The following is a 13,564-nucleotide window of genomic DNA, read 5'->3' as shown; positions in this document are numbered from 1 at the left end:
TGGCGTTCCTGGCCCGCGAGGACGCCTTCGCCGCCCAGCACGCGGAGGTCGAGCGGCTGGCCGGGGAGGCGGCGGCCGTCGAGACCGTCGCGGGCGCCGCGCCTGTCGCCGCCCGGCTGGACGAGCTGGCCGACGCACTGCGCACGGTCACCGAGGTCGTGACCGGCCTCGACATCGCCGATGCCACGGTCCGTACGGCCGTGCTGGAGCGGATCGCCGACGTGCTCGGCGGCGTCAACCGGGGCCGGGCGACGCTGGACGCCCGCCGTCGCGCCCTCCAGGACAGCGAGGGCCGTGCCGAGTTCGCCGCCGAGACCGCGCTGCTCGCGCAGGCCGTCACCGCCGCGCTCGCCGTCTCCGGCACGCCGGAGGAGTGCGACGACCAACTGACGTCCGTACTGGGTAGGTTGGAGGATCTGGACGGCCGGTTCGCCGAGTTCGACGACTTCCTCGCCGAACTCGACGGCCGGCGCACCGAGATCTACGAGGCGTTCGCCGCCCGCAAGCAGTCCCTCGCCGACGCCCGCGCCCGCCGCGGCGAACAGCTCGCCGTCTCGGCCGGGCGCATGCTGGAGACGATCGCCCGCCGGGCCGCCACGCTCCCCGACACCGACGCGGTCACCACCTACTTCGCCTCCGACCCACTGGTCGCCAAGGTCCGCCGCACCGCCGACGAGCTGCGCGCCCTCGGCGACAGCGTGCGCGCCGAGGAACTCGACGGCCGGCTGAAGTCCGCCCGCCAGGAGGCCGCCCGCGCCCTGCGCGACCGCGGCGACCTGTACGCCGACGACGGCCGCACCCTGCTGCTCGGCGCCCACCGCTTCGCCGTCAACACCCAGCCGCTGGACCTCACCCTGGTCCCGCACGGCGACACCCTGGCCTTCGCGGTGACGGGCACCGACTACCGCCGCCCGGTGACGGACCCCGCCTTCGCCGCGACCCGCCCTTACTGGGACCGCCGCCTGCCCTCCGAGTCGCCCGAGGTCTACCGCGCCGAACACCTCGCCGCCCGCCTGCTCGCCGAGCACGGCCCGGCCGCCCTCGCCGCCGCCGACGACCTGCCGGACCTGGTCCGCCGGGCGGCCCAGGAGTCGTACGACGAGGGCTACGAGCGCGGCGTCCACGACCATGACGCGACCGTCGTGCTGCGCGCCCTGCTGCCCCTGTACGAGGCCGCCGGCACCCTGCGCCACGAGCCCGCCGCTCGCGCCACCGCCCAGCTGTTCTGGGCGCACGGCACGACGGAGGAGAGCCGCACCGGGTGGCGGCGACGGGCGCTGTCCCTGGCCCGCGCCCGGGACGCCTTCGGCGCCGTACCGGCCATCGGGGAGCTGGAGCGGGAGCTGGCGGGCGCGATCGAGGCCTGGGATCCCCAGTCGGCCGGCGGGCCGGCCGCCGCGTATCTCTTCGAGGAGCTGACCTGCGGTCCGGAGGGCTTCGTCCTCGGGATCACGGCACGCACGCTGCTGGAGAAGTTCCGTCACGCGGAGGGGAGTTACGGGGGAGACCTGGAGGTGCTGACCGACCTGGGCGCGCGCCGGCAGGTGGTGCACGCCTGGCTCGGCGCGTACGCCACCGCCACCGGCACCGAGGCCGGTCCCGGCGAGCTGGCTGAGGCGGTGGCCGCCGAGCTGTGCCCCGGCCTCCCCCGTTACGACGGCGACGCCCCGCTCACCGCGACGGCGGAGGGCCTCCTGGGCACGCATCCGAGGGTGGCCGGAGGCCGACTGCCGTTGCGCGTGGACGATTTCCTGGCCCGCACGGCCCGCTTCACCGCCGAGGAAGTCCCCGCCTTCCGCACCTACCAGCGCCACCGCACGGCCCTGGTGACGGCCGAACGCGACCGCCTCCGGCTGGACGACCACCGCCCCCGGGTGATGTCGGCGTTCGTCCGCAACCGCCTGGTCGACGAGGTGTACCTGCCCCTGATCGGCGACAGCCTGGCCCGCCAGCTCGGCACCACCGGTGAGTCGAAGCGGACCGACACCGGCGGTCTGCTCCTGCTGATCTCCCCGCCGGGCTACGGCAAGACGACGCTCATGGAGTACGTGGCCGACCGGCTCGGGCTGATGCTGGTCAAGGTCAGCGGCCCGGCTCTCGGGCACACCGTGACCTCGCTGGACCCGGCCGACGCCCCGAACGCCACCGCCCGCCGCGAGATAGAGAAGATCAACTTCGCGCTGGCGGCCGGCAACAACACGCTCCTGTATGTGGACGACATCCAGCACACCTCGCCCGAGCTGCTGCAGAAGTTCATCCCGCTGTGCGACGCGACCCGGCGCGTGGACGGTGTGTGGGACGGCGAGCCGCGCACCTACGACCTGCGCGGCAAGCGCTTCGCGGTCTGTATGGCCGGCAATCCCTACACCGAGTCCGGCGAACGCTTCCGCATCCCGGACATGCTGGCCAACCGGGCCGACGTGTGGAACCTCGGCGATGTCCTCACCGGCAAGGAGGACGTCTTCGCGCTCAGCTTCGTCGAGAACGCCCTCACCGCCAACCCGGTGCTCGCCCCGCTCGCCGCCCGCGACCGCGCCGACCTGGACCTGCTGGTCCGGCTGGCCGCCGCCGACCCCACGGTCCGCGCGGACCGCCTGACCCAGCCGATGCCGTCGGCCGAACTCGACCGTGTGCTGGCGGTGTTGCGCCATGTGACGGCGGTCCGCGACACCGTCCTGACGGTCAACGCGGCCTACATCGCCTCCGCCGCCCAGTCGGAGACCGCCCGTACGGAACCTCCGTTCCGCCTCCAGGGCTCCTACCGCGACATGAACAAGATCGCCCAGCGGCTGCGGCCGGTCATGAACGACGCCGAGCGCGAGGCCGTCGTCGACGACCACTACACGGCCGAGGCCCAGACCCTCACCACGGGCGCCGAGGCCAACCTGCTGAAACTGGCCGAACTGCGCGGCACGCTCGACGCCGACCGGGCCGGCCGCTGGACCGAGGTGAAGACGGCCCACACCCGCGCCCGCGCCCTCGGCGGCCCCGAGGACGACCCCCTCACCCGGGCGGTGGCGGCCCTGGGCCTGCTGGCGGACCGGGTGGCGGCGGTGGAGTCGGCGATCAACCGGGCCCGGACGGACTTCGGGGGCGAGGAGCGGTGAGGGCCGACGGAGGAGGGGAGCGGAGCTGGTGTACTTCCTCGCGCCGCTGCCGGCCACGCAGGCCTTCGTCGCCCTGAGCACGGCGGTGCTGCCGTACTCACTCCTTCCGGGCCGCCGTCTGCGATAATCGCGCTTCGCGATGGAGCGAACTCGGCTGTTTCGTGGGGGGTTTGGGCACGATGGGTACGATGGGTTCTGGGCGCCGGAGGGCCCTTCTGATCGCGGTGCCCAGGCAGCCGGAGCTGGAGAAGGTTCCCGCACTCCGGGAGGCGTATCCCGGCCTGCCGTTCACGGTCACGGACGTGGCTCATGTACGCGACGCGCTGCTGCGCTCCGGTTACGCGCCGGACGATGTGACGGTGCTCGACGACGAGGAGGCGACCAAACAGGGGAACATCCGTGTGCGGCTCGACCAGTTTCTGGACTCCTGCGAGGACGGGGACGTCGGGCTCGTCTATTTCTCGGGACACGGGGTGAGGTTCGGCGAGACCGACTACCTGGTCCCCAGTGACATCTGGGCCAGACTGCGACCAGGCGGGGAGCATGTACTGCACCCGCAGGGTCTCATCGAGGTGGTACCCGACGAGCTGCTGCTGCCGCTGACCTCCGACGCCACGGTGCTGCTCTGCCTGGACGCCTGCCGTACCAACGGCAGTGACGCCGCCGACCTGGGGAAGTTGACGGTCAGCGGCGTCAGGGACAACGTCGTGGTCCTCAGAGCCTGTGCACCCGGCGAGGCCGCGCTGGGGCACATCCAGGGCGGCAGCGTCATGGCCAGGGCCCTGGTGGAGGCCGTAGCCAGGGAGTCCGCGGCCCGCACGGTGGGTCAGGTCATCACATCCGTCTCGGAACGCGCGCCGGACATCGCGCGCCCCTACTCGCACCTCAAGCCGCCGGAGATCGACGTGCGGTGGCTGGGCAACGACCCGTCCGGCGGCAAGTATGCCGACGTCACCATGTGCGAGGCCATGCCGTCCGCAGGCACCTGGACGGACGCGGTTCGCTCCTCGGCGCTGTGGGGACTGGCCGAGGGCACGGGCGCCGAACACGCCAAGGCCAAGGAGGAGCTGGCGGAGGTGGTGACCCAGGTCGTCGCCGTCCGCCGGACAAGGGGTGCGGAAACCGACCCGTGGGACGACGAGCTCTTCCCGGAACGGCTCATCAACCGGCTGGACCACCTGGTCGTAGCAAGCGGCGCACAGCTCAGTCTCGTGGAGACGGTGGTCCTCCTCGGCGCCCCCTTCCTCCGTGAGGCGGCACTGGCCTGCGGCCTGGCGGCGCTGCGCAACGTCCTCGGGGACGGCCCGAAGGACACGGCGGCCACCCGGGACCTGCCTGTCGGCGGCTTCGGAGCCCAGCTCGACCGGGACATGGGCGACGTACGACGCGCCCACCGGCAGGTCGAGTCATGGCGCGAGACACTCCTGCGGCGCGGCCGGTCCGAGGACGCGCGCAGCGCCGAGTACTGGCTGCGGCACCGCTTCCTCGCCGACTGGGACGTGCTCTGGGAGAGCGGCGACCACGCGTCGCTGGACAGCCTGCGCAGGGCGGTGGACCTCCTGGTGCGGGCGGCGGAGAGCGCCACCGGTGAGTCGCTCGGCCACGACGACAGGGGCACCCTGCGCGGCGCGGTCCTCCAGGTCGTCTCCCAGCTCGGCACCGGCACACCGGCCGAGGCGGCGGCGCCGGACGGCAGCGAGTGGGTGACGGGGCTGTGCGCGGACCTCTGCGGCGAGGAGCGGTGGACCTGGCGGCCCCGCGAGCTGGCTACGCTCCTGCACATCGCCGGGCTCCTCGCCATCGACCCGCGCATGCTCGACGGCGTCCTCATCGACCACCTCGGCCCGCGCGAGCCCACGCAGATCCGGCCACAGGGCATCGTCGGCGAGATCAGGGCGAACAAGGGCTTCCGCATCAGCTCCGACACCGAAGCCGAGGCCGCGGAGGCCGCGGTGTCCGGGGAAGTCCCGGCCACCCGGTGGCTGCTGGTCTTCAAGTGCGGCAGCGCGGCGCTGTACACCGCGCTGGACCGCCTCGCCGCGCGGATCGCCACCGTGTCCCAGGCGGCTCGCCGCACTCATGGCACCCTGCGCCCGCACGATCTTCTCCACGGTCTCCCGCAGACGGTGAAGACCGACGGCCTGCAGCCGAAGCACAAGGCCTTCGACAAGCCGCCGCCCCGTTTCCAGCTGGCCGAGGACGAGGTCAAGCCGCTCATCATGGGCACCCAGCTGTACGGCGACCGGATGCTGGCGGTGCGCGAGCTGTACCAGAACGCCCTCGACGCCTGCCGGGTACGGCAGGCCCGCCGGCGCTACGCGGAACCGGGCCGTTGGACGGGCTCGGAGTGTGAACGGGACCAACTGGCCGGATCACGCATCGTGTTCACGCAGGGCGTCGACGAGGACACCGGCCGGATGTACATCCAGTGCGAGGACAACGGCGTCGGGATGACGGCCGAGGAACTGCGGGACCTCTTCGCCCAGGCCGGCCGCCGCTCGGAACAGTCCTCGGCCCGCATGCGTGAGATGCGCCGATGGCGCCGCGAGGGCATCACCACCGAGCTGAACAGCCGGTTCGGCATCGGCGTCTTCAGCTACTTCATGCTGGCCGAAGAGGTCGAGGTGATCACGCGGCCGGTGGGAATGCTCGGCGGAGCGACGGCTCGTGACGGCGGCTACCGGGCCAGTGTCACGGCGGGCTCGGGGCTGATGCACCTGAGCCGGGAGGACAACGGGCTGGAGGGCGGCGGCACCATCGTCCGGTTGTACGTCCACGACGAGCCTGATGAGAAGCGCGGGCGTCATCCGTCCGTCGTCCAGGCGATGCGCGAGTTTCTGTGGTGCAGCCCGGTGGAGGTGACCGCCACCGAGTTCGACGGCGAGCCGGTGATCTGGCGGCCGGGTGAGCTGTACGGTGACTCGTCGCTGCCGAGCCCTCGCATCCACGCGGCCGAGGACGTCTGGTGGGTGGACGGACCGGGCATGCTGCTGGTCGACGGGCTGTTCGTCGAGGACGCCGTGCTCCCTTACGGGTATGTGCTGAATCTGCGCGGCAGACACCGGCCGAAGCTGAGCGTGGACCGCAACCGGATCCTTTGGTACGACGAGAGGCGGGCGAAGCGCGATCTCGAGGATGCCGTACCCGCGCTGATCCGTCGCTCCGCCTGGCGTCCTTTCCCGCTGGAATGGCTGTGGAGGCTCGCCGCGAGTGAGCCGCTGCTCGGGCAGTTGGTCGTCGGCCATCTGCTGGACAGCGACGTGCCCCTTTCGCTTCCCGAAGAGCACGAGTGGAAGAGGCAGGCCCAGGGCCAGGGCAGCCTCACGCTGAGCGATCTCCGATGCCTCCCCGTCGATCTCCGTGTTCTCAACGGGACCGGGCGGATGCCCGACAGGCTGACGGACCTGTTCACCGCTTGGCGCGAGAGTGCTCTGGGAATGCCACGGAGCCAGCATCCGCTGGAAGAAGGCGCGGTCCTCCCTGACCCCCAGCCGCTCGACACTCTCGTGTTCAGGTCCCACCCGGACGGCTCCTGGTCCGCTGTGCTGCGAGCCGCCGCGGAAACCGGAATCTCTCTGCGGGAGGCGACGCGTCAGCTGCGCCGCTACGCCATCGCGGGCGTGTCGGTTCCGGAAGTGACGGACGTGCGAGGGCTGGCCGATGTAGTGCCCGACTCATTGATGGCCGACCTTTACGAGGTGTGCCGGAAACCGGAAGGGCGTGGGCCCGATGGCCGACGTCTCGTCCGGACCGCGATGTTGCGGGTATCGGAAACGCACCGGGAAAGTCTGGGCAGGCTTGCCGAGCTGTGCGTGCAGTTGTCCCGTCTCGATCCGTCGATCTCCGTGCCCACGGACCTCCAGGGCCTCGGCTCCCATGTTGTGGGGGGCCGAGAACGGATCGCTCTGCTGGACGACGAGCCAGGCCCGCAAAGCCCGCCCTTCACGGTCGGCGGCGAGCCGCCGTTCCCCCATCTCGTGAGCCCCATCGACATCGCCTGCCGGGTTCGGCAGAAGGGCATTCCCGCGGCGGAGATCGAGGACGCGGTACGCCGTTTCGAGCCACTCGGCTACCGGCTCACCGGCCCGGACCTCGCGCACCCCCTGGACCGTGCTCAATTCGTCGCGATCAGCAGAGATCTGGACGGAGCAGCGCCCTTCCTCAGCCCTGGCGCAATGGGTCTGCGGCACCTGGTGGCGCTGGCCGCGAACCGCGAGGAGACGGTGGGAGACACCGCGAGGTGGCTGGGCGGCTGGGCCGGGCAACTGGGTCTTGAGGTGCCGGATCCCGGCCCCTTGGCGACGTTCCGCCCGCCCGCGTGGTGCGAGGACCTCCCCGCCGAGAACGAGGGCGACGCCTCCGAGCCGCGCCCGCTGACCGTCTGGGCGGTGCTGCGCGTACTCGGTCACCTGGACGAACCGTCCTTGCTGGAGGAAAACGTCGCCGCGGTCGAGGCCCTTGCGGGCGGGGGACTGGTCGACCACCGTGCCGTCGAGGCGGCGCGCACCTGGCTGTCCACACGCAGGTCCAGCCGGCTCCGGGAGATCTCGGACGACATGTGGGCGATGCCCGTACGCGGCATGATCGAATTCCCGACCCTGCGGGCGCCCTCTGTCGAGAAGCGGGAGCAGATCGATCCCGTCTACCTCATGGGGCTCGCGATGACGTTCGGTGAGCGCCTCGGAGCCCTCGCCCGGCGGTTGCGCCATGAGGCGGCCGGCTACGGGCTGGAGGTGGCCGACGTGCCGGAGAAGGCCGCCGACCGGCGTCCGACCTATCCGGTCTTCATGGCACTGTGCGACAGGGGAGAGTGGCGCGAGCATGTCTGGTTGGCGGATCTGATCCTCCTGGCGAACAGAGAGGGTGTCGACCTCGCGACCGCCGCAGCCATGGTGAACGCCTATCGGTCCTTGGGCGCCCCGACGGTCCCGGTGCCGGAAGGCTTCGTACCGCCGGTTCGGCCGCAGCAACGCGACGTGCCCGCCGAGTACGCCCTCGTACAGCCGGACCTGAAGCAGTCGTGGACGCTGACCCCGCTGGCCCTGGTCATCGCGGCGGCCCGGCTCGGCCTCGCGCTGCCGCAGGCGTACCGCCGGCTTCAGCAGTTCGCGGCGATCGGACTCGACTTCCCCTTCCCCGAGCCCGTCATCACCCGCACCCCCGACTGGCGGGACGTCGTCATCCTCACCGCCCGGCTCACCGGCCGGGAACCGGCGCTGTCCGGTGATGTGTCCGAGGACCAGGTGCTGCTGGCCTCCGAGGAGACGGATCTGACCGTCGACGAGGTCCGCGAACGGCTCCAGGACTATGCGCCGTTGTTCGGCTTCCGCCTGCCGCTGCCGCATGAAGGGAACTGATGTGCCGCACGTCTCCAAGGATTACGAGATCAAGAATCTTCCGGATCAGGTGAGCGGGTTCTCCTGGAATCTGGCCGGCGGAGCGCTCAGCATTTCCGGGGCGTGTCCGGAGTGCGCCGGGGAGATCGACCAGCCACTCCCTGACGTGATCCCCGGTGCCGTGTCGAAGGGCTGGCCGCGCCGGCGTTCGCCGGAGGACGAGGTCCCGGAGCGGGTATACATGCGCTGCGACTGCGAGTACGCCCATCGGGGAGACGACCGGGAGACCGGCGGCTGCGGCGCGGCCTGGACGGCCGTTCGTCCTTCGGGCGGGACTCCGTGACCACACCCAGGAGATACGCGCCCCAGCAACTGCGCCGCGCCCATCAGCGGCTCCAGTCGATGACGGAGACCCAGCTGGAGATCGCGCGCGGACAGGCCGAGGGCTGGCGGAACTTCCTCACCGCCGCCACCGGTCTGCTCGCCGCGGTACTGGTCCTCAAGGGGCGCGAGAACGTCGCCGAACTCCCCTCCGGCTACCAGCGGGCGGTCCTCGTACTCATGGCGGCCGGGCTGTGTCTGCTGCTCCTGGCTACCTTCCTCGCGGTGCGGGCCGTTCACGGCAAGCCGGGTTTCGAGCTGAAGTACGCGCATGCCGAGAAGCTGCTCGACTGGGAGCGGGGCGAACGGGATCGCATCGCGCGGCTGATCCGCTCCGCGTGCTGGGCGACCCTGCTCGGCGTCGTGGCGACAGCGGCCGGAATCATGGTCACTTGGGTGGCCCCGGGGCGGGACGGCCCGGCTTCGACGGTCACGGTTCACACCCGCGGGGCGTCCGTGTGCGGCGAGCTGCTGGCCGCTGACGCGGCCGGTGTCACGGTCAAGGTGAAGGGCACGAAGGACACCGCCGCTGTGATCCGGCATCTCGACTGGCAGCGTGACGCGGTGAGTGTGGCTCCCGTCGCACAGTGCTGACGACCGAGTCCGAGCGGGCTGTCGTCAGCAGCCGTTGTCCGGGTACAGCGGGATGAACTGGACGCGGGCGTGGGCGTCGGCGGCGTTGGCCGTGTCGTAGTCCGTGCGGTCGACGCGGAACCAGACGTCGTCCCGCTTCCGGTCGCCGTTGACGTCGTCCAGGCGGACGCACCAGCGCTCCGGGCGCAGTTCCTTGCGGTATGTCTCGGTTCCGCTTCGCACCTTCTGGCAGTTCTGGTAGTGCTCGGTGGTGTACCAGGTGCGGGTCCGGCGGTGGCTGCCGGAGCCGGAGCGCGCGGTGTGGCGGACCTGGCGGGTGCCGGTGGTGCACCTTCGGACCAGGCGCGGCCGGGTGGCCCGGGTGGTCCTCCGGGTGAGGTGGCGGACGGTGTCCTTGATGCCGCGGACGGGGTCCGGGCTCGGGGAGGCGGTGACGGCGGCCGCCGTGCCCGGGTGGGCGGCGGCGGTTCCATGGCCTCCGCCGCACGCGGCGAGCGCGCCCAGCAGGACCGCCGTCACACCGGCTGTCATCAGTCGGTTCCCGAACATGTGTCTCTCCCCCGTGGCCGGAGGCGTAGCGTAACCGATCACCCGGAGCGCGCTGGTCCGGTCAGCCGAGGCAGACCAGGACCAGGCAGAGCTGGGAGGGCGAGGTCGACGCCGGGGCCGGGGAGGACGCGGAGGAACCGCCGCCGCTGGTGGTGCCGGTGGTGGAGGGCGCCGTCGGCTGTGCTGTCGGCGTGGTGCTCCGCGGCAGCGGGATGGTCGCCGCGGCCGGCACGGTGGACGCGGTCGGGCGGGCCGCCACGGCCGCGGTGTGCGGATTGTGGGTCGGCTGTGCCGTGCGCGGTGCGGCGGCGAGGGTCTGCTGGTGGGGGACGTTGGCCATCGGTGTCTGCGCCGCCGTGGGGGTGGCCGGTGTGTGCCGGTGCGTGGCAGCGGGCAGTGCCGGGGCGGACGCGGGGTGGCTGGGCGCGGCCGACGGGCTCGCGGTGAGGCCCATGCTCCGGTTGTCCGGCGCGCTGGCCGCCTGGGCCCGGTCGCCGGAGCCGCGGTCCATCGAGGCGAGCGTCAGGCCGCCGCCGACGAGTGCGACGGCGGTCGCCACCACGGCCCGGCGCTGGTTCTTCTTCCAGCGGGCCAGCTGCCGACGCCGGGCCGCGCGTCCCTGCGGAGCGCGCGGAGCGTCCGTGACATCGGCGGCCGACAGCTCGGTGGAGGGTGCGGCCGCGGCGGCGGTGGGCAGCTCGGCGAGGGGTTCCTCGGTGCCTGACCAGGCGTCGGCGGCGGCCACCGTGGCCGGTGCCGACGTCGGCGCCGGGAACCAGCCGCCGTGGTCGGTGTGCCGCGCCGACGGCCCAGGGCGGCCATGTCTGGTGAGCGGTGACGACGGCTCGGGGCGGCCGTGGTCGGTGAGCGGAGTCGACGGCTCGGGGCGGCCGGCGGAGGTGCTGGGCGGGGCTATGTCGGGGGCGTAGGCACCGCACCCGGGACAGACCAGGGCGCCGTTGAGGTGGCGGCGGCACGAGGAGCAGTAGTCCATCTGTGGTCTTCCTGAGTCCAGGGGGGAGCGGGCGTCCGTCACGGTAACGAGCCTTTCGAAAGGCTGTGTGCAGCCCGTGTGGCACTCCTGCGCAGATTCGTGGGGTCCTTTCCCCGTGTCCCAGCCGGGTCCGTGCTGTTTCCGTCGGCATAGTGGCGGGCGGCTCCGCACCGGACCGGCAGGAGGAAACGCATGCTCAGCACAGAGTTCCGCACCGGATCGCCCATCTGGATCGACCTCGGCAGCCCCGACACACAGGCCGCTGCGGCCTTCTACAACGCCGTCTTCGGCTGGGATTTCGTGTCCGCCGGACCGGAAGCGGGGGGTTACGGCTACTTCCAGAAGAACGGCGGCACGGTGGCCGCCCTGGGCCCGCTGACCGAGGCGGAGGCGAGGTCCGCCTGGATGACGTACTTCCGTACCGACGACGCCCAGGCCACCGCCCGCGCCGTGACGAACGCCGGCGGGTCGGTGCGCGCCGAGCCCATGAGTATCGGCGACGCGGCCTTCGCCCAGTTCACCGACCCGCAGGGCGCGCAGTTCGCCGTGCTCCAGTCCGCGCAGGGCCTGCAGCGGGCCTCGGAGGAGGACACGCTGATCTGGGTGGAACTGCACGTCGGCGACCCGGAGACGGCCATCGGCTTCTATCACGGGCTGTTCGGCTGGCGAGCCCAGCCGATGCAGGCGCCCGGCATGACCTACCAGGTGCTCAGCATCGCGGCGGGCGACCAGCAACAGGGTTCCTTCGGCGGGGTGGCCCCGCTGCAGGACGCCCGGGAGGCGGCGCGCTGGGTGCCGTACTTCGCCGTGGCCGACACGGACGCGCTCGTCACCGCGGTGGCGGACAACGGCGGCACGATCCTGATGCCGGCGGCGAACGTCCCCGGCGTCGGCCGTATCGCCTGGCTGGCCGACCCGGCCCAGGCGGTGTTCGCCGTACTCAGGCCGGACCCGCGTCAGTCCTGAGGTCAACTATGGGTCTACGAGTTCGCGGTAGAGCGGTGGACACGAGGACAGCGCCGGTTACGACCGGGTAGCCGTCCCACAGGTGGTGTCGCCGTTGCCCCGCCTGCCCGCGTCGACCGCCGTGCTGCGGTCGTACGGGTCGATGGTGGGGCCGTCGTCCGGGGTCGCGGACGCGGACTCGGTGCCGAACTCGGGGCTGAGGTAGCCGGTGTAGGTGCCGCAACCGCCGTTGGTGGTGTCCGACTTGTAGGAGAGGAGGGAGAACGTCCCGGGTTCGGTGATCACCTTCGCCGGGTCGTCCCAGCTCATGATGAGCTCGCGGCGCACTATGGTGCGTTCCACGTCGTCGCCGCCCGCCGTCGCGCGGGCGACCGGGTAGACGAACGTGACGTCGGCGGTCACCTCGACCGCTCCGCGCTCGCCCTCCCGGTACGTGATCCGGCCCCGGGTCTTGACCACGTCCCCGACGAGCCGGACCTTCGCCTTGTCGAACCGGCTGAACAGCAGCAGCGGATCGTTCTTGCGGCTGGGCGCGCGGAACGCGGCCGTCAGATAGCCCTGGACGTCCCGCTGACGCGGGTTGATCAGCGCGATCGCCTTCTCCGGCCGCTCCCCGCGCAGTACCCCGGGGTCCAGGTCGGACGCGACCAGGAAGTCCCGGCTCCGCCGCAGCGCCTGCGCGACCTGCAGCTTGCTCATCCAGCCGGTCGCCCGCGCCGCGGGCATCCCGATCCCCGCCGCACCGTCACCCCAGCGTGCCGCGGGCGATCCCCGGAACGGCTGGGCCAGTGTGGGCAGTTGCGACGCCGCCTCGGTCGGCGGCGGCTGATCCGGGCGCTTCGACTCCACGGCGAGCGGCGTCCCCGCGCCCTTCCCGCCTTCGCCACCGCTGCCGAACCAGCCGGTCACCCGACCGGGATTCAGCGCCACGACGAGCAGACCGGCCGCGACCACCAGACCGGCCACGTACCGGGCTCTGCCCGCGCGCCGCCGGGGCGGTTCATGGCTTCGCCACGCGTCCGGCCGGCCGGGCTGTTCCCGCAGCCGCGCGGCCACCATCCGGGCCCGCGCCGACGGCTCCTCGGGCGCGGGCCGCGTTCCGGCCTCGGCCTCCCGCACGAAGCGCTCCCACTCCTCGTCCGATATGGACGACTCCCCACCCTTGCCCACGACGAGCTCCCCGCCCCTTCTGTCTCACCCCGCCGCTCCCTCCCCAGGACCGGCGGCCGGTGCCGATGCGCCACGCATCATCACACACCCGCCCGCGCGATGCGCGGCGGCCGATTCGGCCGTCCTGAAGTCGGTCGGCATCACCCCCGTCGCCAAGACCCTCGGCCTCGACCTCGGCGGCCTGCTCACCGGCCTCGACCCGACCGGCGGCTTCTTCGGCCACGACAAGATCGAGGGCGTCGCCACGACGGACGGCGGCCGCACCATCGTCGTCAGCAACGACAGCGACTTCGGCGTCGACGGGATCTCCGGTACGACCCCGGCCCCGCCCTACACCCTGCACGCCAAGACCCTCCCGAACGGCACACAGGACGACGGCGAGTACCTGGCCGTCGACACCACCCGCCTGCCCGCCGCGACCAGCACGGCGACCGTGACGATCACCGTCAAGTGACCCCCGGACAGCC

The 13,564-nt window shown here is 72.2% G+C and carries 9 protein-coding genes; 6 read left to right on the top strand and 3 right to left on the bottom strand.

Features of this window, described 5'->3' with window-relative positions; translation table 11 throughout:
* From M878_RS69045 to M878_RS69030, 4 genes are all read left to right on the top strand, one after another.
* Nucleotides 1–3,107, top strand: a 3,107-nt coding sequence (locus M878_RS69045; RefSeq protein ID WP_023548117.1) for a DUF7902 domain-containing protein, incomplete at its 5' end; no start/stop codon positions are given.
* Nucleotides 3,108–3,331: 224 nt separating this feature from the next.
* Entirely contained in the window at nt 3,332–8,464 is a 5,133-nt protein-coding gene (locus M878_RS69040; protein ID WP_023548113.1) for a wHTH domain-containing protein, read from the top strand.
* The gene (locus M878_RS69035) at nt 8,451–8,786 is read left to right on the top strand and encodes a hypothetical protein (RefSeq protein ID WP_245238146.1); all 336 of its coding nucleotides are present in this window, start codon (nt 8,451–8,453) and stop codon (nt 8,784–8,786) included. The genes M878_RS69040 and M878_RS69035 overlap by 14 nt, the downstream gene beginning before the upstream one ends.
* On the top strand, nt 8,783–9,418 hold the full coding sequence (locus M878_RS69030; protein WP_031225293.1) for a hypothetical protein: 636 nt from the start codon (nt 8,783–8,785) through the stop codon (nt 9,416–9,418). Before M878_RS69035 ends, M878_RS69030 begins: the two co-directional genes overlap by 4 nt.
* Nucleotides 9,419–9,442: 24 nt before the next feature.
* Here M878_RS69030 and M878_RS69025 read toward each other — a convergent pair whose 3' ends face one another.
* Nucleotides 9,443–9,967: a hypothetical protein gene (locus tag M878_RS69025; protein WP_023548107.1), complete on the bottom strand. Its 525-nt coding sequence runs from the start codon at nt 9,965–9,967 to the stop codon at nt 9,443–9,445.
* Between the two features lie 61 nt (nt 9,968–10,028).
* Nucleotides 10,029–10,961, bottom strand: coding sequence for an SCO2400 family protein (locus tag M878_RS92260; RefSeq protein WP_023548106.1), 933 nt, complete (start codon nt 10,959–10,961; stop codon nt 10,029–10,031).
* 192 nt (nt 10,962–11,153) lie between these two features.
* Here M878_RS92260 and M878_RS69020 point away from each other — a divergent pair, with 192 nt between their 5' ends.
* Complete coding sequence (locus tag M878_RS69020; RefSeq protein ID WP_023548104.1) at nt 11,154–11,927, top strand: VOC family protein; 774 nt, start codon at nt 11,154–11,156, stop codon at nt 11,925–11,927.
* 57 nt (nt 11,928–11,984) lie between these two features.
* Here the strand turns inward: M878_RS69020 and M878_RS69015 are convergent, their stop codons facing one another.
* Nucleotides 11,985–13,097, bottom strand: coding sequence for a hypothetical protein (locus M878_RS69015; protein WP_023548102.1), 1,113 nt, complete (start codon nt 13,095–13,097; stop codon nt 11,985–11,987).
* On the opposite strand from M878_RS69015, the gene M878_RS69010 reads away from it, so the two are divergent.
* On the top strand, nt 13,090–13,551 hold the full coding sequence (locus M878_RS69010) for a hypothetical protein (protein ID WP_023548100.1): 462 nt from the start codon (nt 13,090–13,092) through the stop codon (nt 13,549–13,551). The two genes, M878_RS69015 and M878_RS69010, sit on opposite strands and share 8 nt — an antisense overlap.
* Nucleotides 13,552–13,564 lie beyond the last annotated feature (13 nt).

It is taken from the genome of Streptomyces roseochromogenus subsp. oscitans DS 12.976 (genome assembly GCF_000497445.1).
GTDB classification, from domain to species: domain Bacteria; phylum Actinomycetota; class Actinomycetes; order Streptomycetales; family Streptomycetaceae; genus Streptomyces; species Streptomyces oscitans.
Note: the sequence above shows the minus strand (reverse complement) of the source record. Positions and strands in the feature narration are given on the sequence as shown.